This window comes from Thalassobaculum sp., from assembly GCF_040219615.1.
Lineage (GTDB): Bacteria > Pseudomonadota > Alphaproteobacteria > Thalassobaculales > Thalassobaculaceae > Thalassobaculum_A.
In genome coordinates this window covers 378,493-398,105 of the sequence record NZ_JAVJSE010000038.1, presented here as the reverse complement: position 1 = coordinate 398,105, position 19,613 = coordinate 378,493, and the positions used below count along the sequence as shown (strand labels likewise).

Below are 19,613 nucleotides of genomic sequence, written 5' to 3'. Positions count from 1 at the left end.
CCCGGTCCCGCGAACCTGCCTAGGCTTGCCGGAACAGGCCGGTGCGCGGCCGTCGGACGAGGGGGGCGGGCATGCGGCGTGTCAAACAGGTCGAGCAGCCGGAAGCCCTTTCCACCGGGCTGGCCGAGATGCTGCGGGCGCTGCGCCGGCCGCGGGAGCTGTGGTCCACCATCCGCGACTACGTCGGGATGGGCCGCAGCCGCCGGCGGCAGCCGATCGTCGACCGCGACGGCCTCAAGCGGTTCCTGGAGACCCGGGCCAGCCACGTCGCTCAGACCTCGCTGTACGGCTATGTACGCACCCGCGCCGGTATGCGGTACCCGGAGCTGTTCCACGACGACGGCTTCATCGGCTCGATCAACGTCGCAAAGTGGCAGATGTGGCTGGCCTGCCTGTCGGACCTGGCGGTCTTCGCCGGCGGACTGCTGACCCGCGACCGGCCCGAGGTCGCGGCCCGCGCCGGAGCCATCGTTCATGCGGCGGTCTCGCAGATCCTGGCTGAGACCGGGACGCCGTCGGACGCCGGACCGGCGTTCCCCGACACCGCGCGCGCCGTGCTGGCCAGGATCGAGGCGTGCGACTGGACGACGGTCTCCGACGACGGCGAGGCCTTCGTCGAGAGTCCCCCGGCGCTGGTGCGCTGGGCGCCGATCGTCGACGAGCTCAAGCAGGTCGACGAGCCGATCGTCCTGAATTCCGTGCGGTTCCGCTGGCAGGAGATAAGACGCAACCTGCGCGATTTGCTCGATCCGGCAGCGGTGCTGCGGGACGCAGAGGCCGCGACCGGCGAACCCGGTGATTCTCTCGCCCGGCCGTCGACCGCGGGCTAGGCCTTGCGAGGCTCCGTCGCTGCCGACGGCACGCCGGCGCCGATATCGATGTACAGGCGTTCGTGCACGGTCAGGACCTCCAGCGGCTTGCGCAGGGGATCGTAGTAGTTCGGCCGGTCCAGCGGTTCGTCGACGAACAGCAGGAAGCGCCCGCCGCCGTCATCCGACTCGAACGGAAAGCCGGCGGACTCGCTGACGATGCCCGCGCCGGACGGCTGGATCTGCTCGATCAGTACCTTCATGCCGCAGGGATGGCCGGCGACCTTGATCAGTTCGCCCAGGGCCGACTCCCGGCGCTCGGGCGCCACGTACTGGATGTAGTCGTGGCCGGACGGGTCGAAGCCGTACTGCGCGGCCATGCCGGTACCGGCAAGCCGGATGATCGAGCGCCCGGGCTGGCGCAGGTCGTGCAGCACGACGCGCGGCAGCAGCCGCGGAATCGCCGCCGGGTCGAGCGCACTCTTCAGCGGCAGGATCCCACCGGCCGGCTTCGGCAGACCGAGCCAGTACTCGTAGAGTGACTGGCACAGGCGACTTCGAAAGCTGATCATGGCGTTGCGTGGCGACCCTTGGCGAAGTCTGTCCGGGCGGCTGCACCGGCGCGCGGCTGCCGCGCGGTGTCGACAATCGCACGAAGCTCCTAACGTGCTGTTAATCGCCAGGCGGCGGGACACCAGCCCCGACGTCGATACAGCTCCGCTCTCGCCGGACCGCCAGCCGCCGACCATGCTGCGGGACCGCTCGGCCAAGGCTCTGGCGCTGTGCGACCGGCACGCGCAGACGGACCCGGACGCCGTGCTCCAGAGGCCGGACGGAAGCAGGCTGGCGGTGCGCTGCGACGCACGCCGCTTTTCGACACAGAAGACCGGCTGCCGGGTGCCGTCGAAATCCTTCGCCGGGCAGAGACGGGCGCCACGGCGTCGGGTCAGGGCTTCTCCCGCTCGCCGAGCGCCTCTTCGAGCGCGATGCCGTGGCGCACCAGCTCGGCCAGGGTCTTCGCCCCCATTTTCTCGAAGGCCCAGGCGCGATAGGTCTCCACCGTGCGGATGCTGATCCCGAGGCGAGCCGAGATCTCTTTGTTGGCGTAGCCGGCGACCACCAGCCACATGACCTCGCGCTGACGGTCCGAAAGTGTCTCGTAGCGCTGCCGCAGGTCCGTGAGCTCCGTCATTCGGACCGCGGTCGCCTGACCGGCCTCGACGGCCTTGGCGACGGCACCGAGCAGCCGCTCCTCCTCGAAGGGCTTCTCGATGAAATCGAACGCACCCTGCTTGAGCGCCCGCACCGCCATCTCGACGTCGCCATGCGCCGTCAGCAGGATGACGGGCCGCGGGTCGCCGGCTGCCTGCAGAGACGCGAGCAGTTCGAGTCCGTTCAGGCCCGGCATGCGAACGTCGCTGAGCACGCACCCACAGGCCGGCGGCGCCGCCAGGAACTCGGTCGCGTTGGCGTAGCGATCCACGGCATGTCCCCGGCTGGCAAGCAGCGTCCCCAACGCATCCAGCACGCCGGGATCATCGTCAACGAGTGCTACCGTGCTCATCTGTCTTCAATCCGATCTGGGCTATGCGCAATCTTACGATCGTTCCTGTGGCACCGCTGGTTATCGCCAGGGACCCGCCGTGAACCTCGGCTACCGAGCGCGCGACCGACAGGCCTATGCCGGTTCCATTGGCCTTCGTCGTGACAAGCGGCGTCACCCCGTAGTCCAGGATCCCCGGAGCGAAGCCGGGGCCGGAGTCGGCCACCGTGAATTCGACGGTCTGCCCGTCCGAGTCCACCGTGACCGATACCTCTCCATGGAGACCGGTGGTCTCGACCGCGTCGATGGCGTTGTCCAGGATGTTGTACAGCGCCTGCTCGACCTGGACCGGATCGCAGAACACCGTCCTGGCTTCCGGCGACAGGTCGACCGCCAAGTGCACGCTGCCGAGCCGGTCGACCAGCAGGCCGCGCACGTCCGCCAGCAGTTCATCCACCCGTACCAGTCGCGGCTGAACCGTCTCCCGTCGAACCAGGTTCCTGGTCGAATGGACGATTGATCCCGCACGATCGCACTCGGCGCGGATGCGGGCGATCGTGTCGGCGGCGTCGTCCAACTTGCCGGCCTGCAGCGCCTCGCGGGCGAGGCCGGCATAAGTCCTGATCGAGGTGATCGGCTGGTTGATCTGATGCGCGATCGAGGTCGCGACCTCACCCATTGACCGCAGGCGCAGCGCCCGGCCGAGAGCCATTTGCTGCTGGCGCAACCGCAGCGCCGCAGCCCGCTGCTGATCGATGAGGCTGCCGAAGACCAGCCCGGTCGCGGCGAGCGAGATCATCAGCATCTGGAAGGAGACGAGGTCGGCCAGGGCGTCCCGGCGCAGGGAGACAGCGACGATCAGGCCGACCTGGATCAGGCACAGCGCGATCGCAGCCCCCGCAATGCCATCCCGGAACGAGAACCACAGCAGCGGCACGAACAGCAGGTAGAACAGCTGAAACTCGCGAGCATGCGGGACAGCGAAGATCGCGCCGAAGGCCAGCACCATCGTTGCGATCGGCGCGACCACCTCCCAGCCCGGCGTCGGCAGCCGCCTGTGGAACAGCAGCAGCAACGCCGGCGTGACGATGAGCATACCGATCAGGTCGCCGACGAAGAAGCGCAGGAAGGCGTCGGGGATCTCGTCCGGCTCCAGTATGCCGGCCAGGATCAGCACCGCGTCGTAACTGAACGCCGCCATCGCACTGGCGCCGAGCGCCGTCGCCATCAGCAGCAGCGTGTGGCGCGGCGTCTGGAGGCGCGTGTCGAGCGCGGCGCTGCGCCGCCCGAGAAGGCCTGCGATCAGGTAGCTGCCGCCGAACAGCAAGCCCTCCACGAGATGCACCGAGGCCGGCACCATGCCGCCGCGCACCAGTATCCCGGCCAGAACAGGCGCCACGAGCGCCACCGGCGCACTCGGCAGTCCGCGCAGCAGCACCAGGGCCACGGCCAGGCCGGCCGAGGGGTTCCAGGGGGTGATCGCCAGGCCGCGGTACGAGTCGATGAAGCTCACGTAGTCGAGCGCCACATACGCCGCGATCCAGAGTGGCCAGGCAATGGCGATCCGCACGAAGGTCCAGCCCCTGTTGTCTCGATTCCCATCCAGCACCGCGCTTACCCCGCATATCGGTTCATCCCGACGGTAATGCACTAGAGGGCTTCTACGGAGGGAGTAGCGCCGGCGGTTGTGCACGGACGGACTCTCGCCAGGGTGACAGCCACAGCTTGCCGACCACCACCTTCCAACTGACTTTCAATGACGATCGCAAAACCGAGCGGTCATCGCGACATGCCGGCGGATGATCTGGAATGGCTGATCAATGGAAGTACGCGTCGAACCCCGATCAAGAACAGCAGGTACCTGCGGAGTCCGACGGGGGTTTTGCGAAGGATGACGGGAGATCGAGTGAGCGCAGGCCGGTTGTTCTATCGATTATCAATGACATCGAGCGCAACTGGACGATTCCGGCGGCACTCATACTGGGGGCCATCCTCCTGATCTCTGTCCTCCAATAAGCCTGGATCCCACCGGCAACTGGCGCCGGGGGCAATCGGGCGCGCTCCAAGGACGCGGGCGCGCAAGGGTCCCTGGTCACCGTCGACTTCGGCAAGGCGAGCAACAAAACGAATGTACGTGCCTCTGGTCGTGTTGATCCCGACACTCGGGGCGGTGCTTCCGGCGCTCGCCGGCCGCCAGGGCCGGGCAGGGTGCGCGGCGGTCGCCGCGACCGCGAGCCTCGCGGCGCTGACGGTGCTGCTGTCGGTCGCCCCGGCGGTGATGCGCGGCGAGCCGGTGGGCTTCCATGTGCCATGGATCCCGCAGATCGGTCTCGCACTGTCGTTCTTCGTCGACGGGCTCGGCCTGTTCTTCGCGGCGCTGATCCTCATCATGGGCGTGCTGGTCATCGTTTATGGCCGGTACTACCTCGCCCCGTCCGATCCGCCCGGACGGTTCTTCGCCTCCCTGCTGCTGTTCCAGGGGGCGATGCTCGGCATCGTGCTGAGCGACAACATCATTCTGATGCTGGTGTTCTGGGAACTGACGAGCCTCTCCTCCTTCCTGCTGATCGGCTACTGGAACCATCTGGCGGAGTCGCGGCAGGGCGCGCGGATGGCGCTGGCCATCACCGGCGGCGGCGGCCTCGCCTTGTTCGCGGGCGTGCTGCTGCTGGGCGGCATCGCCGGCACCTACGAGCTCAGCGAGATCATCGGCCGTGCCGACGCGGTGCAGTCGTCGCCGCTGTTCGGCCCGGCACTGGCGCTGATCCTGCTCGGCGCCTTCACCAAGTCGGCGCAGTTCCCGTTTCACTTCTGGCTGCCGCACGCCATGGCGGCGCCGACGCCGGTGTCTGCCTACCTGCACTCCGCTACCATGGTGAAGGCCGGGATCTTCCTGCTGGCGCGGCTGTGGCCGGTGTTCGGCGAGACCGAGGCATGGTTCCTGACAGTCGCGCCGATCGGCCTGGCGACCATGCTCGTCGGCGCCTGGATCGCGATCTTCAAGGACGACCTGAAGGCGGTGCTCGCCTACTCCACGGTCAGCCATCTCGGGCTGATCACCATGCTGCTCGGGTTCGGCACCAAGATGGCGGCCGTGGCCGCCGTCCTGCACATCCTGAACCACGCATTGTTCAAGGCCGCCCTGTTCATGAGCGCCGGTATCGTCGACCACGAGACCGGCACCCGCAGCATGGCGCGGCTCGGCGGCCTGCGGCGGGCCATGCCGGTGACCGCGGCGCTGGCGGTCACGGCCGCGGCCGCGATGGCCGGGGTGCCGTTGCTGAACGGCTTCGTCTCCAAGGAGATGATGCTCGAATCGGCATCTCACGCGGTCTACGCCGGGCAAGCCTGGCTGGTGCCGCTGCTTGCCACCCTGGGTGCCCTGTTCTCGGTGGCCTACTCGGCCCGGCTGGCGGGGATGGTGTTCTTCGGCGAGGAGCGGCATCCGGTCGACGCACATCCGCATGACCCGCCGGCCGGCATGTGGCTGCCGGTCGCGGTCCTGGTCGTACCGGCGATCGTCCTTGGCCTCTGGCCTGCACTGGCGCAGCCGCTGGTGGAAGTCGTGGCGGCGGCGGTGGTTGGCGGCGACCTTCCGGAGTTCCAGCTGGCGCTCTGGCACGGCCTCACGCCCGCGCTCGGCATGAGCGTTGCTGCCCTGCTCGGCGGCGTGGCCATCCTCGTCGTGTACTCACCGATCGACCGGATCCGCATCGCACTGCCCCGGCCCGAGGCCAAGGCGATATTCGACGCCAGCGTGCGCGGCGGGGCCGCCGCGTCGCAGGCGCTCGTGCGGACGCTGCAGAATGAGGACCTCACGCGCTACGCGCTCGTCATCATGCTCGCCACCGTCGCTCTCGGCGTCTTCGGCTTCCTCACCGGTCCGCACGGCGCCGGTACGCGAGCGATGCTCGAGCCCAGCCTTCCTGCCGTCGTCGGTTGGGGCGTCCTGGCGGTGGCCTGCGGCATTGCCGTCGTTCGGCATCGGGACCGGTTGCTGCTGCTGCTGGTCACCGCCGTTGCCGGACTTGTGGTCTCGCTGACATTCCTGCACTTCTCCGCGCCCGACCTGGCGCTGACACAGATCTCGGTCGAGGTCGTGACCACCATCCTGCTGCTGTTGGCTCTGAACCTGCTGCCCAAGACGACGCCGCGCGAGACCGGCGCGCCGCTGCGTATGGCGCATGCCGGCCTCGCGGGAGCATCGGGGCTCGGCGCCGGGCTGCTGGCCTTTGCGGTGCTGACGCGGGACTACGTGCCGATCTCCGACTACCACCTCGCACAGGCCAGGCCGGGCGGCGGCGGCACCAATGTCGTGAACGTGATCCTGGTCGACTTCCGCGGCTACGACACCTTCGGCGAGATCATCGTGCTCGGGATTGCCGCCCTGGTGATCTTCGCGCTGCTGGAACTGAGTGCCAAGGCTCGCCGGGCGGCGGGCTGGGCGGCGCGGGCGCCGAGCTACCGCACCGGATCCGCCCATCCGATCATGCTGGTGGTCACGACCCGGCTGCTGCTGCCGTTGGTGCTGACGGCCGGCGTGTACATCTTCCTGCGTGGCCACAATTTGCCGGGTGGCGGCTTCATTGCGGGCATCGTCGTCGGCATCGCCTTCATCATGCAGTACGTCGCCAGCGGCTATGCCTGGGCGGACGAGCGCTTCCACTTCGACCCGCAACGCATGATTGCCGCCGGCGTGCTGCTTGCCGGCCTGACCGGGGTCGGTTCCTGGGCGTTCGGCCATCCGTTCCTGACCAGCACGCACGGACATGTCCACATTCCGCTGATCGGTGACGTCGAGCTCGCGTCGGTGCTGCTCTTCGACCTCGGGGTGTTCCTGGTCGTGGTAGGGACGGTCCTGCTGGCGCTGGCGACCATCGCGGCCGTCGAGAGCATCGGCGACCGCAGACCGGCGGATGACCGCCCTGCGGCGGGCGAGCGCAGGCCGATTCCGGCCCGGCCTGTCAGGATCGAGGAGGAGGAGCGCGTCTGATGGAAATGCTCGTCGCCTCCGCAATCGGGATTCTCACCGGTGCCGGCGTCTACCTGGTGCTGCGGCGGCGCACGCTGACGGTGGTCGTCGGCCTGACCCTGCTGTCCTACGGCGTCAACCTGTTCCTGTTCGCGATGGGCCGGCTGACGATCGACCGTCCGCCGGTCCTGACCGACGGCGGGGCGCCGTATTCGGATCCGCTGCCGCAGGCCCTGGTGCTGACCGCGATCGTCATCTCCTTTGGGATGACCGCCCTTGTCGTGGTGCTGGCGCTGCGCGGATTCCTCGATACCGGCACCGACGATTCCGCAATCCGCGAGGCCGACATGGTCCGCGGCTTCGGTCCGCGGCACCTCGGTACGGAGGCGCGGAAGGACTGATGGTCAACCACTGGATCATCGTGCCGGTCGTGCTGCCGGCCCTGACTGCGGTTCTGCTGCTGTTCCTGCCGCGCGAATCGGTCGTGTCGCGGCGGGTGGTCTCGGTCGCCTCGGTGCTGGCGCTCGCTGGTATCAGCGTCGCCCTGTGGGGCATGGCTCAGCAGGGGCCGCAGGCCTATGCCGTCGGTGATTGGCCTGCACCCTTCGGCATCGTCGTGGTGCTCGACCGGCTGTCCGCCCTGATGCTGCTTGCGGCTTCGGCGATTGCGCTCGCTGCGGTGCTGTACGCCATCATCGGCTGGGACCGCCGCGGCGCACATTTCCATACGCTGTTCCATTTCCAGCTGCTGGGTATCAATGGCGCCTTCCTGACCGGCGACATCTTCAACCTCTTCGTGTTCTTCGAAGTGCTGCTGATCGCCTCTTACGGCCTCGTGCTGCACGGCGGCGGCGCCTGGCGGCTGAAGAGCGGCTTCCAGTATGCGGCGGTCAACCTGATCGCCTCGACGATCTTCCTGTTCGCCGTCGGCCTGCTGTACGGCATCACCGGCACCCTCAACATGGCCGACCTTGCCGTCCGGGTGGCGGCGCTGCCGGCGCAGGATCACGCGCTCCTGCGCGTCGGCGCGCTGCTGCTGTTCGTGGTCTTCGCGGTGAAATGCGCCCTGGTGCCGTTCCACTGGTGGCTGCCCAGCGCCTATTCGGCAGGCGCCGCCCCGGCGACCGCGTTGTTCGCCGTGCTGACGAAGGTTGGCGCCTACGCGATCATCCGCATGCACACCCTGGTGTTCGCCGGGGACGCCGCCGGGATCTCCGGCACGTTGCAGGACCTCCTCGTCCCGGCGGCGGCCGTGACGCTTGTGGCCGGCGCGATCGGCGTGCTGGGCAGCCGCAGCATGCTGCAGCTCGCCTCGTACTCGACCGTGGCCTCGATGGGGACGCTGCTCCTCGCTGCCGCCGGCCTCGGTGCCGAGCAGATCTCGGCCGCGCTCTACTACCTGCTGCACAGTTGCCTGATCGGCGCTGCCCTGTTCCTGCTGGTGGACCTCGTGGCTGCCGGTCGCGGTCGCGTCGCCGATCGGTTGCTGCCGGAGGCGCCGGTGCCGCAGGCGCTGATGCTCGGCGGCCTGTTCTTCCTGTGCGGCATGGCAATGGTCGGGATGCCGCCGCTGTCCGGCTTCGTCGGCAAGGTCGCGATACTGGACGGGTTGCGCGGCACCGATGACGCGGTCCTCGCCTGGGCCGTCATCCTCGGTACCGGCGTGCTGCTCCTCGTCGGCTTCGTGCGCGCCGGCAGCACGGTGTTCTGGAAGGCGGGGAGCGCGGTCTCGCGATCCGATACGGCGCGGCCGGCGGCGCGGCGCGCCGGCCTGGTGGTTGCGGCGCTGGTCGCTGGAACCGCCGTCCTGAGCGCCCTGGGCGGCGCGGTGCTGGAGGCGACCGACGCCACCGCCGCCGAGCTTCTCGACCGCGAGCTCTACATCCGCGCCGTCGCCCCTGCCGCGTCGTCCCCGGAGTCGTGACGTGACCGCCGCCCTTTTTCCGCACCCACTGCTGAGCGCCACCATCGCGGTCGTCTGGATTCTGCTGGCCAACGAGCCGACGCCGGGTGCGATCGTGCTTGCCATGATCGTCGGCGTCGCGGTGCCGAAGTTCACCAGCGTCTACTGGCCCGACCGGCCGCGCGTGCGGAACCCGCGCATGATCGCCGAGTACCTGCTGGTCGTGCTCTGGGACATCGTCGTATCCAATGTCCAGGTCGCCCGCCTGGTGCTGTTCCGGCGGCCGGAGGACTTGCAGTCCTGCTTCGTCGTCGTCCCGATCGAGCTGGAATCGCCGGAAGCCGTGACGGTGCTGGCGGGGACCATCACCATGACGCCGGGAACCCTGACCGTCGACCACGACCCGGTCCGCCGGACGTTGCTAGTGCACTGCCTCCACGCCCCCGACCCGGACGAGGTGGTGGCGAGCATCATCGCGCGCTACGAATCCCGCCTGCGGAGCATCTTCCGATGATCGCCTACGCTTCCGCCTTCGCATTCGCGGCGGTATCCGCTGCAACCCTGCTGACCCTCTGGCGGCTGGTCGTCGGCCCAGGGGCGGTCGACCGGATCCTGGCGCTCGACACGCTGGCGATCAACGCCATCGCCGTGATCGTGCTGGCTGGCATCGTGTGGACGACGCCGCTCTACTTCGAGGCGGCGATGCTGTTCGCCATGGTCGGTTTCCTGACCACCGTGGCGTTCTGCAAGTACCTGATGCGCGGCAATGTGATGGAGTGAGGCTATGAGCCCGGGAGAGATGAATCCGCTGGCCGAACTGGCGGTCAGTGCCCTGCTCGTGGCGGGCGGCACCTTCCTGCTGATCGGATCCTATGCGCTGGTCAAGCTGCCGGACACCCTGCAGCGCCTGCACGGGCCCACCAAATCGACGACATTGGGGGTCGGCAGTGTCCTGATCGCGTCGATGCTCTATTTCCTGTTCGCCGAAGGAACGACGTCGATTCATGAATTGTTGATCACGTTGTTCCTGTTCCTGACCGCCCCGGTCGCGGCCAACCTCGTCGCCAAGGCCCATATGCGAAACAGAGCGCCGAAATCCAACCCAACGGATCAATTGCCAGGCTGAGTGTCCGTGCAAGAATCGAAGTGAGTGCGGCCTACCGGCCGGCGCGTCGGATCGCTTGACGATCTCCAGCGCCCGGTCACCGGTACGGCACGACGACCGGCCTGTCCGGATGGCCGAGCGAGATGTCCGGGTCAGTTCTGGAACTTGTACAGGATGTTGGCGAGGCCGCGGGCGATCTCGCCCTCCAGCGGGAACGACAGCATGCCCATGACCGAATAGCCGAGCAGCCATGGCATCAGGTAGAAGCGCGCCATGTAGAAGAACCAGGCGACGAAGAGCGGCACGAAGCGCGCGTCCAGGAACCCGGGGGTGATCGGGCGGAACAGCCGGATCAGCGGGTCGGTGGCCTGCACGAAGAAACGCATGAAGAAGAACGAGGTGTTCTCCGGGAGGAACAGCCCCATCCCGAACCGGCCGATCAGCGTCCACATGACGACGCCCAGGATGTAGTCGATCACAACTGCCCACAGCGGGACGAAGTCCATCGTCGCAGATCCCCCAACCAATGGCTGCCGGAAGCAATAGCCGGAAAAGCAGAAGCCGGGGAGAGGCTTGCTCCCCCCGGCTTCCGTTGGCGTTGTGTCAGTGCGTCGAGCCGAGGATGGTCTGGCCGGATGGGATCCGGATCTCGTCGACCATGTCCTGGGTCTCCTTGTCGGGCGCCTCGGTCATGAGGGTCACCACGACCATGGCGACCAGGCTGGCTACGGCACCGATGATGCCGAAGCGGAGGTCGTTCAGGCCGAACCAGAGGTCCATCCCGCCCCACTTCACCATGTAGAGGTACCAGGAGCCGGCGGCGAGACCGATCGCCATGCCGGCGATCGCTCCCTGCCGGTTCGCCCGCTTCCACCAGACACCGAGAACCAGCGGGAAGAACAGCCCGGACATCGCGAAGTCGAAGGCCCAGGCCACCGCTCCGAGAATACCGGTCAACCGCTGGGCGGCGACATAGGCACCGGCCGCACCGATCGCGAACAGCAGGGTGCGGGCGACCAGCAGCCGCTTCCGGGTCTCCGCCTTCGGGTCGATGATCTTGTAGTACAGATCATGCGACAGCGCGTTGGCGATCGCCAGCAGCAGGCCGTCGGCCGTCGACATCGCCGCCGCCATGCCGCCCGCGGCCACCAGGCCGGAGATGACATAGGGCAGCCCTGCGATTTCCGGAGTCGCCAGCACGACGATGTCGGCGCGCATGAAGAACTCGTTGATCTGCAGGATGCCGTCGCCGTTGGAGTCGACGATCTTCAGCATGTCGACCGCGCTCCACTTGGTGATCCAGTCGAGCGCGTTCACGTCCGCGACCGCCTTGCCGATGATGCTGGTGGCCAGGTTCGGATCGAGAACCTGCAGCTTGGTCAGCGTGGCGAGGGCCGGAGCCGTGAAGTACAGCAGGGTGATGAAGAACAGCGACCACGCCACCGAGCTGCGAGCAGCGCGGACCGACGGCGTGGTGAAGTAGCGCATCAGGATGTGCGGCAGCGACGCCGTGCCCATCATCATGCAGGCCGTCAGGGTGACGAACTGCCAGGACGCCAGCGCGGTGTTTGCCGGCGTGGCATGCAAGTTCGTGAGAGCGCTCATGCCGGCGACCTTCTCGGTCGGCTTGAGCTGGCCCACGCCCAGCATCGGTTCCAGCTCGTTGATGCGGGCGACCGCATCACCGTAGGCGAACTGCGGGAACCAGCCGAAGTCCTGCTTGATGGACATCCAGAACACCGGCACCAGGTAGGCGATGATCAGCACGATGTACTGGGCCACCTGGGTCCAGGTCACCGCCCGCATGCCGCCGAGCATCGAGCACAGCAGGATGCCGAGCAGGCCGAACCAGACGCCGACCTCGAACGGGATCTGCAGGGCGCGGGCCGCGATCGTGCCGGTCGCGTTGATCTGCGCCGTCACGTAGGTGAAGGACGCCACCACCAGTACCAGCACTGCGAGGAGACGCGCGGTATTGCCGCCGTAGCGGGTACCGATGAAGTCGGGGACGGTGTAGCAGCCGAACTTGCGCAGATACGGCGCCATCAGTACCGCAACCAGCACATACCCGCCGGTCCATCCGACGACGAACGCCAGATACGGATGCCCGGCCATGTAGATGCCGCCGGCCATCGCCACGAACGAGGCGCCGGACATCCAGTCCGCCGCCGTCGCCATGCCGTTGAACACCGGCGGAACCTCGCGGCCGGCGACGTAGTAGGCGTCGACCTGCATGGTCCGGGACAGCCACCCGATCAGGGCGTAGATGACGATGGTGAAGCCGACGAAGAACAGGCCGATGGTATCGGCGCTCATTCCCGCCTGTTCGCAGAACGCCATGAGAACCACGAACAGCAGAAAGCCGCCCGTGTACATGCCGTAGATCTTCGGGAGGTTGTCTACGAACCTTCCCTGGATTCGGAAAAAGCTCATGATGCGTTACCCCCCATCAATCGTCTTCAGCCACGCCGCAGTCGCGATCGATCCTGTCCTGCTGCTTCACGAAGATGAACAGCTGGATGACGAAGGCGAACAGCGAACCCTGGGCGGCCATGTAGAAGCCGACCGGGAAGCCGATGAAAGAGATACTGTTGAGGTCGGCCGCGAACCATTGGAGCAGGTAGGCGAAAAAGAACCACACGGCCAGATGGACGACCATCAGGTTCCTGGTTCTGTTCCAGTGGTCTTGTCGGTTGTCCGAAGTATGATCGGTCAACGTCGTTTCCTCCCCTTGAGGTTGGGGGTGTGTGCTTATAGTTCAGGATATCTGACTTTTTATGCAATCCCCCAGGATGGGTGGCCCATCCACCCACACTACTTGCTAGACTAACTCAACTCTTCGTCCTTGGAAAGCAGAGCCGAAGGGGAGGCCGGCCGGCACCCGAAAGGCCAAACGGCACACTCTGCGCGGTCTGGTCGCGAATCGGGGGTGACTAGTACGTCAAGAGCAATTGTTTTCTTGCGTCGTCAGTGTCGAGAACTTGAGGGGGAGTGGCGATTCGCCGGTTCCGCCGAGCGGGAACGGGTGGTTTCGTCTCGCGAATGTTGATCGCAAGTCGATGGGCTCGGTGCGGGTCGTTGCCCCGGCCGGGACGAAGCCGTACCCGGTCGTCCGCAGAGTGCCTTGTTCGCGTAGCGCCCCGCGTCACGCTATCCGGTGCCGGCGCGCAGTCAATAAGCCGTTCAAGGGGCTACAGCAATTTGTCAATTCAGCGCCAACGGTGTCGAGCGTCTTGTCAATTTTTGACTGGCCCTTCGGCACCGGCACCGCGATCGAGGCGTCGGTGCCGGGCCCGGTCCATGATGCGGCGAGCCGTGGGCGCGCGGTCAGGGGCGCGCCGCGTCGATGCGCTTGCGCCCGGTGATCATGGCGCGAACCAGGTTGTCGCCCTCGCGCAGGCTGGCCAGCATGACGCCGCCGACATGCAGGGCGATCAGCAGCAGCAGGCCGTTGGCCAGGATCTCGTGCAGTTCCTCCAGCCACTCGGCGCCCCAGAACCGATCGGTGGTGGCCATCCAGCCGGTCAGGCCCAGGCCGAGCACCGTGGCCAGAAGGGCCAGGATCATGGCGCCGCCGGCCGGGTTGTGCCCGAGGTGCCGTCGCTCGCGCCCGGCCAGCACGTCCCGCAGGTAGGCCAGGATGGCCGCCGGGCCGCGCACGAAGTCGGTGAACCGGGCATGGACCGGACCGACGAAGCCCCACAGGATCCGGGTCGCGACGACCCCGGCCGCGAGATAGCCGGCGAGCTCGTGCGGAGCCTGCCAGTCGTCGCCGGTGACCCAGGCCACGGCGACGCTCGCGACCAGGGTCCAGTGGGCGATCCGGACCAGCGGATCCCAGACGCGCACCGAGGCGGACATGGCTCAGTCGTCCTTGTCGGAGCCGACCGGTGCCAGGGTCACCGGATCGAAATTGCGTTCCCTGCGGTGCCCCTGGGCGTCGATGGCGTAGATCTCGTAGCAGCCGTGCTCGATCTTCACGCGGCGGATCTGCCAGCCCTCGGCCTCCAGCTTCTGGCGCAGGGCGGATTCCGGCTGACGCTGGCCGGCATCGGCCGGGCACCGGAGGGCGTCGGCATAGGCGGTGCCCGTGCCGAGCAACATGACGACGGGAACGGTCAGGAGAAAGCGCTTCATGGAAACCTCCTCGGGTTTCGTTGACGATGCCCGTTCGTAGTCCACGAAGCTGACGTGGACCTGACCGCCGGGACGGCGGACGTTCAGCCTGACGTCAGGTTGAAGCCCGACGATCCGGCGGCACGGAGGGGGAGACCGGGATGCGCATCCTGCTGGTCGAGGACGAGCCCGATCTCGGGGCGGCGGTCCGCGAGCATCTGGCGGCCGACGGCCACGCCGTCGACTGGGTCATGCGGGTCGACGACGCCGATGCCTCGCTGCGCGCGGTCGACTACGGCCTCGTGCTGCTCGACCTGCACCTGCCGGACGGTCGCGGGCTCGATCTGTTGAAAGCGATACGGGCGGCCGCCAACGCCAGCCCGGTGATCATCGTCACCGCGCGCGACCAGATCAGCGACCGGATCGCCGGGCTGAACGCCGGGGCCGACGACTATCTGGTCAAGCCGTTCGATCTCGACGAGCTCCGGGCGCGCGTCGCGGCGGTCTCGCGCCGCTATGCCGGCAATCCCAACCCGACGCTCTGGCTCGGCGACCTCGAGATCGACAAGGCGTCGCGGCGGATCCGGCGCGGCGACGAGACCATCGAGCTGACGCGACGGGAATGGGCGGTCCTGGACCTGTTGATGCAGCGCCCCGGGGCGGTCGTCTCGAAGGGCCGGCTCGAGGAGGCGCTCTACGACTTCGAGGCGGAAGTCGAGAGCAACACGGTCGAGGTTCACGTCAGCCGGCTGCGCAAGAAGCTCGGCCGCGACACGATCCGCACGCTTCGCGGGGTCGGATATCGGGTCGACCCGTCGTGAGCGGCGACTGGAGCCTGGCGCGGCGGCTCTCCGGAGCGCTGATCCTGGGAATCGCCGTGCTGTGGATCGCCGCCGTGCTGGCCGCGGTCGTGGTGGTCCGGCACGAGACCAACGAGGTGTTCGACAGCGCCCTGCAGGAGATGGCGCAGCGGCTGCTGCCGCTGGCGATCGACGATCTGCGGGATGACGACGACGATGGCCGGGAGATCGATCACGCGGCGGCCGTGCCGGAGCACGAGGAATACCTCGTGTATCAGCTTCGTGACGCCACGGGGCGGGTCCTGCTCCGGTCGCACGACGCGCCGCCGGAGCCTTTCCCGGTGCCGCTGCGCCCGGGTTTCACGGATGCCGAAGGCTGGCGGGCCTACACCGAACGCACCGCGGACGGCCGGCTCTACATCCAGGTGCTGGACCGCCAGACGCACCGTAGCGAGACCCTGCTGGAGTTCGTGGTCTGGCTGGTGGCGCCGCTGGCGCTGCTGATCCCGCTGGCCGGGCTGATCATCGTGCTGGCGGTCCGCCGCGTGCTGGCGCCGATCGCCGGCGTCCGGGAGGCGATCCGCGAGCGCGGCGGGTCCGATCTCGCGCCGATACCGGGCGACGGGATGCCGATGGAACTCGCCCCGATCGTCGACGACGTGAACCGGCTCATGCAGCGTCTGTCGAAAGCGCTCGAAAGCGAGCGGTCTTTCGCCGCCAACAGCGCGCACGAACTGCGAACGCCGGTTGCGGCCGCCCTGGCGCAGCTGTCGCGGCTGGCGGAGGAGACCAGGGGCTCGCCCGGTGCCGCGCGGGTGGACCGGATCGCCGACATCCTGCGCGGGCTCGCCCGAACCGTCGAGAAGCTGCTGCAGCTCGCGCGGGCGGAGGCCGGCATCGCCCTGCGGCGGGAGCCTGTCGACCTGGTACAGGTCGCCGAACTCCTGGTCGAGGAGTTCCGGCGCGACCGGCGATACGCCGACCGCGTCCGCCTCGACGTCCGGACCGACCAGGACGTGCTCGTCCTGACCGACATCGATGCGATCGCGATCGCGGTCCGCAACCTGATCGAGAACGCCCTGGTCCATGGCAGTGCCCGGGAACCGGTGATCGTGAGCGTGGCCCCCGACCGCTCGATCCGGGTGGTGAATGCCGGGCCGGCCGTCCCGCCCGAGCGGCTCGCGGTTCTGACCGGCCGGTTCGAGCGGGGGGCAGGCAAAGCGTCGGGCTCGGGGCTCGGCCTGGCGATCGTCGACAGCATCGTGCGCCAGGCCGGCGGCAGCCTCGAGCTGCGGTCGCCGGCACCCGCCCGGGACTCCGGCTTCGAGGCCGTCATCCGGCTTCCCGGATCGTCCTGATCCGGCTTCAGGTTCAGCTCAGCTTTCCCGGGCACTGTTCGCTCGTACCGGCCGGACGGCCGGAGCAACGAGCGAGGAGCGATCCGATGTCGAGCGACCGGCACGACGATTTCGAGAACCACGACGAGCGGGACGACGACGTCCACGGCCGCCGGGACGACGACGGCGAGAACGACCACGACCGCGAAGACGACGGCTTCGACGACAGCGACGACGACGTCATGACCGGCGACGACGCGGACGACCACCTGGACGGTGGGGTGGGCCGTGACGACATCCGCGGCCGCGACGGCGACGACGATCTGCACGGCGGCTTCGACGACGACGTCATCTACGGCAACCTCGGCTCCGACTTCCTGTACGGTGACGACGGGGCCGACGTGCTCTACGGCGGCCAGCACACGGACCGCGTCGAGGGCGGGGGCGGCGACGACCGGCTTTACGGGAACCTGGGCGACGACACCCTGGACGGCAGCGACGGCACCGACTGGCTGCATGGCGGCCAGGGCGACGACACGGTCTCGGGCGGCAACGGCGACGACGTTCTGAACGGCGGCCTCGGCAACGATCTGCTCGACGGCGGGGCCGGCGCCGACCGGTTCGTGTTCGGCGGCCTGTCGGGGAGCGACACGATCGCCGACTTCGATGTGACGGCGGGCGACCTGATCGTCCGGGCAGCGCTCGCGGGGGTGGGCCCCGCATCGGTCGCCGACCTCCTGGCGGCCGTCACGACCGACGCATCGGGAGACGCGGTCGTCGATTTCGGGGCCGGGCAGACGGTCACGCTGATCGGCGTCGCGCCGGGCGAGCTGTCCGCCGCCAGCTTCCAGCTTCTCTGACGGGCATCGGCGCCTGGACGGCCGCGACGGGGACGGCCGTTCAGGGGCTTCAGAACATCAGGTCGCGGAGCAGGGTGGGGATGTCCTGGATCCGGCCGAGCGCCCGTTTCAGGTCCGATCGCTGCTTGCGGGACAGCGGGGCGAGGTCGACCATCCGACTGGGCTTGAGGCCGGCCGCGATGTCGCGGCTCTGCTGGCCGAGGGTGAGGGATACCGCGAGCGCATGCGCCTCCAGCAGGGCCGTCAGGTCGCCTTCGCTGCCGATGCCGCGGGCGACTAGGCCGCCGATCCGCCTGCCGGTCGAACGCTCGACGACGCCGTGCCGGATCGCCAGCACGCGGGCCGCCGATGCCACCGGGAACAGGATGTGCTGCTTGAGGTCGAGACGGCCGTCCCGGGTCTTGATGGCGCCGAACATGGTGACCGGGTAGGCAGGGGAGGCGAGCCGCTCGCCCAGCAGCTTGGCGAAGGTCGGGCTCTCGCGGCCGCCGGCGTAGGCGTGCACGAAAAGGTTGTGACCGAGACCGAGCGCGCCGCAGACCGGTGCCGCGTCGAAGAAGATGTCGACGTTCAGCAGATCCTGTGGCCGCGACTGCCGGACCCAGCGGTCGACCCGGTCGGTCCACACCGCCAGCGAGCCGCGCCACTCGGCATTGCTCGCCATCACCCCGCCGTCGCAATACGGGATGCCGGCCCCGTCGAGGATCGTCGCCAGCCGCTCGCCGAGCTCGGCGAACCAGCGGTCCTCCGGGCCGTCCGGCTCGCCGCCCTCGAACACGATGGCGTTGTCCTGGTCCGGCACCAGCAGGCTCTCGCCCCGGCCGCCGGAGCCGAGCACCAGAACCGCGTAGCGACAGGGGGCCTCGCCGCGGCCGGCGGCCCGCATGGCGTCGGCCGCCAGCACGGTCGCACGCCGGGTCATCGAGCGGATTTCCTCGCTGACGATCTGGCAGACCAGGTGGGCGTCGACGGCCTCGGCCAGCAGCGAGCGCACGACCACCGGCAGGGTCGACCAGGCGAGCGCCAGGTCGGTCGTGGTGCCGGCCTGCTCGATCGCGTCGGCGAGGGCGATCGCCGGCCCGGCCCGCAGCTTGAGCAGATCGCGCGCCGAGACGACGCCGACCAGGGCGTCGCTGTCGGAGCGGACCCCGAGGTGCCGCGACCCGACCCGCCCCATCCGCCCGACCGCACGGTACAGGAAGGCGTTCTCGCGGATCGTGACCAGGGGCCTGGACCCGATCGCTCCGACGGTCTCATCGAGGGCTGCCGCCCCGCCGGCGGCGATGCGGCGCATGGCGTCGCGCTCGGTGACGATGGCGTATTCGGCGACGTCGAGGCCGGGCTGCCCGGTGGCGGTGACGAACACCGACGAGATCGTGCGCGCGACCATGAGGTCGATCGCCGCCTTCAGGGTGGTGTCCGGCGGCACCACCACCGGCGGATGCCCCATGATGTCGCCGACGCGGTGCCGGTACGGGTAGGTGTCGAAGCTCCCCAGGACCTCGTCGCGCGGCTCCCCGACCGGGGTCTCCCAGCCGGCGCTCTGCTGGCGTTCGAGTTCGCCGCCGAGCCGCCGGCAGGCGCGCTCGGCCTCGGCGAGGGTGCGGATGCCGCGGGCCTCGAGATGCGGCAGCAGGGCGATGAAGATCAGCCCGGCGGCCTCGGCGTCGCCGAGGGCGCGATGACGGTTGCGGGTCTCCAGGCCGAGCCAGGACGCCAGGGCGTCGAGCGAGTGACTGGCCAGCGACGGGGCCGCCACCGCGGCCAGCATCCTGACGCACAGCGCGCGGGGCTTGTCCCATGGCAACTGGCGACGCCGCGCCTCGTTGGCGAGCACGCTCAGGTCGAAGCCGACCGTGTGACCGATCAACACCCGGCCGTCCAGCTCTCGGATCAGGTCGTCCCACACTGCCGTCAGGGCCGGCGCACCGGCGACCGCCGCGTCGTCGATCCCGTGTATGGCGGTCGAGTCGGCCGGGATCGGCAGTCCGGGGTCGACCAGGCACTCCCGGGCCTGATCCTCGCGCAGCCGCGACCGTGAGATCGCGACCGTGCCGATCTGGACGATGTGGGCCCGGGCGGCGTCCAGCCCGGTCGTCTCGAGATCGATGGCGATCGCCTCCAGGGCGAACAGCGGGGTAGCACCGGTGTTGGCGGTCACGGCCTGC

The 19,613-nt window shown here is 68.6% G+C and carries 19 protein-coding genes; 10 read left to right on the top strand and 9 right to left on the bottom strand.

All coding sequences use genetic code 11. The features are described from left to right. Positions 1-71 precede the first annotated feature (71 nt). Positions 72-830, top strand: coding sequence for a hypothetical protein (locus RIC31_RS20655; protein WP_350112148.1), 759 nt, complete (start codon positions 72-74; stop codon positions 828-830). On the opposite strand, the gene RIC31_RS20650 is transcribed toward RIC31_RS20655, so the two are convergent. The 3 genes from RIC31_RS20650 to RIC31_RS20640 form a co-directional block, all read right to left on the bottom strand. Beyond that, positions 827-1,381, bottom strand: coding sequence for a PAS domain-containing protein (locus tag RIC31_RS20650; RefSeq protein WP_350112145.1), 555 nt, complete (start codon positions 1,379-1,381; stop codon positions 827-829). The genes RIC31_RS20655 and RIC31_RS20650 overlap by 4 nt on opposite strands. A 374-nt stretch (positions 1,382-1,755) precedes the next feature. Beyond that, positions 1,756-2,373 (bottom strand): response regulator transcription factor, encoded by a 618-nt coding sequence (locus RIC31_RS20645; protein ID WP_350112143.1) that lies wholly within the window; start codon positions 2,371-2,373, stop codon positions 1,756-1,758. Beyond that, positions 2,351-3,922, bottom strand: coding sequence for an ATP-binding protein (locus tag RIC31_RS20640; protein WP_350112141.1), 1,572 nt, complete (start codon positions 3,920-3,922; stop codon positions 2,351-2,353). The genes RIC31_RS20645 and RIC31_RS20640 overlap by 23 nt, the downstream gene beginning before the upstream one ends. A gap of 558 nt (positions 3,923-4,480) precedes the next feature. Here RIC31_RS20640 and RIC31_RS20635 point away from each other — a divergent pair. The 6 genes from RIC31_RS20635 to RIC31_RS20610 are packed head-to-tail and all read left to right on the top strand — an operon-like array spanning position 4,481 to position 10,353. Beyond that, the gene (locus RIC31_RS20635) at positions 4,481-7,345 is read left to right on the top strand and encodes a monovalent cation/H+ antiporter subunit A (protein WP_350112138.1); all 2,865 of its coding nucleotides are present in this window, start codon (positions 4,481-4,483) and stop codon (positions 7,343-7,345) included. Continuing rightward, on the top strand, positions 7,345-7,725 hold the full coding sequence (locus tag RIC31_RS20630) for a Na+/H+ antiporter subunit C (RefSeq protein ID WP_350112135.1): 381 nt from the start codon (positions 7,345-7,347) through the stop codon (positions 7,723-7,725). The genes RIC31_RS20635 and RIC31_RS20630 overlap by 1 nt, the downstream gene beginning before the upstream one ends. After that, positions 7,725-9,248: a monovalent cation/H+ antiporter subunit D gene (locus tag RIC31_RS20625; RefSeq protein WP_350112133.1), complete on the top strand. Its 1,524-nt coding sequence runs from the start codon at positions 7,725-7,727 to the stop codon at positions 9,246-9,248. Before RIC31_RS20630 ends, RIC31_RS20625 begins: the two co-directional genes overlap by 1 nt. A 1-nt stretch (position 9,249) precedes the next feature. Continuing rightward, positions 9,250-9,741, top strand: coding sequence for a Na+/H+ antiporter subunit E (locus RIC31_RS20620; protein WP_350112130.1), 492 nt, complete (start codon positions 9,250-9,252; stop codon positions 9,739-9,741). Beyond that, positions 9,738-10,007, top strand: a complete 270-nt coding sequence (locus RIC31_RS20615) for a K+/H+ antiporter subunit F (RefSeq protein ID WP_350112127.1) — start codon at positions 9,738-9,740, stop codon at positions 10,005-10,007. The genes RIC31_RS20620 and RIC31_RS20615 overlap by 4 nt, the downstream gene beginning before the upstream one ends. Positions 10,008-10,026: 19 nt before the next feature. Next, positions 10,027-10,353 (top strand): Na+/H+ antiporter subunit G, encoded by a 327-nt coding sequence (locus RIC31_RS20610; RefSeq protein WP_350112124.1) that lies wholly within the window; start codon positions 10,027-10,029, stop codon positions 10,351-10,353. A gap of 131 nt (positions 10,354-10,484) precedes the next feature. Here the strand turns inward: RIC31_RS20610 and RIC31_RS20605 are convergent, their stop codons facing one another. The 5 genes from RIC31_RS20605 to RIC31_RS20585 form a co-directional block, all read right to left on the bottom strand. Next, positions 10,485-10,838, bottom strand: coding sequence for a YggT family protein (locus RIC31_RS20605; protein ID WP_350112121.1), 354 nt, complete (start codon positions 10,836-10,838; stop codon positions 10,485-10,487). 97 nt (positions 10,839-10,935) lie between these two features. Further along, a complete protein-coding gene (locus tag RIC31_RS20600; protein WP_350112118.1) occupies positions 10,936-12,765 on the bottom strand; it encodes a sodium:solute symporter family protein in 1,830 nt (609 codons plus the stop codon). Positions 12,766-12,781: 16 nt separating this feature from the next. After that, complete coding sequence (locus RIC31_RS20595) at positions 12,782-13,048, bottom strand: DUF4212 domain-containing protein (protein ID WP_350112115.1); 267 nt, start codon at positions 13,046-13,048, stop codon at positions 12,782-12,784. Positions 13,049-13,659: 611 nt separating this feature from the next. Beyond that, positions 13,660-14,193 carry a cytochrome b/b6 domain-containing protein gene (locus tag RIC31_RS20590; RefSeq protein WP_350112112.1) on the bottom strand — a complete coding sequence of 178 codons (534 nt, stop codon included), beginning with the start codon at positions 14,191-14,193 and terminating at the stop codon, positions 13,660-13,662. A gap of 3 nt (positions 14,194-14,196) precedes the next feature. Further along, positions 14,197-14,469, bottom strand: a complete 273-nt coding sequence (locus RIC31_RS20585; protein WP_350112109.1) for a PepSY domain-containing protein — start codon at positions 14,467-14,469, stop codon at positions 14,197-14,199. Positions 14,470-14,609: 140 nt separating this feature from the next. On the opposite strand from RIC31_RS20585, the gene RIC31_RS20580 reads away from it, so the two are divergent. The 3 genes from RIC31_RS20580 (at position 14,610) to RIC31_RS20570 (ending at position 17,445) form a co-directional block, all read left to right on the top strand. Next, positions 14,610-15,269 (top strand): response regulator, encoded by a 660-nt coding sequence (locus tag RIC31_RS20580; protein WP_350112106.1) that lies wholly within the window; start codon positions 14,610-14,612, stop codon positions 15,267-15,269. Beyond that, on the top strand, positions 15,266-16,606 hold the full coding sequence (locus RIC31_RS20575; protein WP_350112103.1) for a HAMP domain-containing sensor histidine kinase: 1,341 nt from the start codon (positions 15,266-15,268) through the stop codon (positions 16,604-16,606). The genes RIC31_RS20580 and RIC31_RS20575 overlap by 4 nt, the downstream gene beginning before the upstream one ends. 86 nt (positions 16,607-16,692) lie before the next feature. Further along, positions 16,693-17,445 carry a calcium-binding protein gene (locus tag RIC31_RS20570; protein ID WP_350112100.1) on the top strand — a complete coding sequence of 251 codons (753 nt, stop codon included), beginning with the start codon at positions 16,693-16,695 and terminating at the stop codon, positions 17,443-17,445. 49 nt (positions 17,446-17,494) lie between these two features. On the opposite strand, the gene RIC31_RS20565 is transcribed toward RIC31_RS20570, so the two are convergent. Beyond that, a complete protein-coding gene (locus RIC31_RS20565; RefSeq protein WP_350112097.1) occupies positions 17,495-19,606 on the bottom strand; it encodes a DUF294 nucleotidyltransferase-like domain-containing protein in 2,112 nt (703 codons plus the stop codon). Positions 19,607-19,613 lie beyond the last annotated feature (7 nt).

Coding starts and splice junctions, on each gene's coding strand:
- RIC31_RS20650 (WP_350112145.1), bottom strand. CDS start 1,381: ATGATCAGCTTTCGAAGTCGCCTGTGCCAGTCACTCTACGAGTACTGG.
- RIC31_RS20625 (WP_350112133.1), top strand. CDS start 7,725: ATGGTCAACCACTGGATCATCGTGCCGGTCGTGCTGCCGGCCCTGACT.
- RIC31_RS20600 (WP_350112118.1), bottom strand. CDS start 12,765: ATGAGCTTTTTCCGAATCCAGGGAAGGTTCGTAGACAACCTCCCGAAG.
- RIC31_RS20630 (WP_350112135.1), top strand. CDS start 7,345: ATGGAAATGCTCGTCGCCTCCGCAATCGGGATTCTCACCGGTGCCGGC.
- RIC31_RS20615 (WP_350112127.1), top strand. CDS start 9,738: ATGATCGCCTACGCTTCCGCCTTCGCATTCGCGGCGGTATCCGCTGCA.
- RIC31_RS20580 (WP_350112106.1), top strand. CDS start 14,610: ATGCGCATCCTGCTGGTCGAGGACGAGCCCGATCTCGGGGCGGCGGTC.
- RIC31_RS20570 (WP_350112100.1), top strand. CDS start 16,693: ATGTCGAGCGACCGGCACGACGATTTCGAGAACCACGACGAGCGGGAC.
- RIC31_RS20645 (WP_350112143.1), bottom strand. CDS start 2,373: ATGAGCACGGTAGCACTCGTTGACGATGATCCCGGCGTGCTGGATGCG.
- RIC31_RS20610 (WP_350112124.1), top strand. CDS start 10,027: ATGAATCCGCTGGCCGAACTGGCGGTCAGTGCCCTGCTCGTGGCGGGC.
- RIC31_RS20635 (WP_350112138.1), top strand. CDS start 4,481: ATGTACGTGCCTCTGGTCGTGTTGATCCCGACACTCGGGGCGGTGCTT.
- RIC31_RS20590 (WP_350112112.1), bottom strand. CDS start 14,193: ATGTCCGCCTCGGTGCGCGTCTGGGATCCGCTGGTCCGGATCGCCCAC.
- RIC31_RS20585 (WP_350112109.1), bottom strand. CDS start 14,469: ATGAAGCGCTTTCTCCTGACCGTTCCCGTCGTCATGTTGCTCGGCACG.
- RIC31_RS20605 (WP_350112121.1), bottom strand. CDS start 10,838: ATGGACTTCGTCCCGCTGTGGGCAGTTGTGATCGACTACATCCTGGGC.
- RIC31_RS20655 (WP_350112148.1), top strand. CDS start 72: ATGCGGCGTGTCAAACAGGTCGAGCAGCCGGAAGCCCTTTCCACCGGG.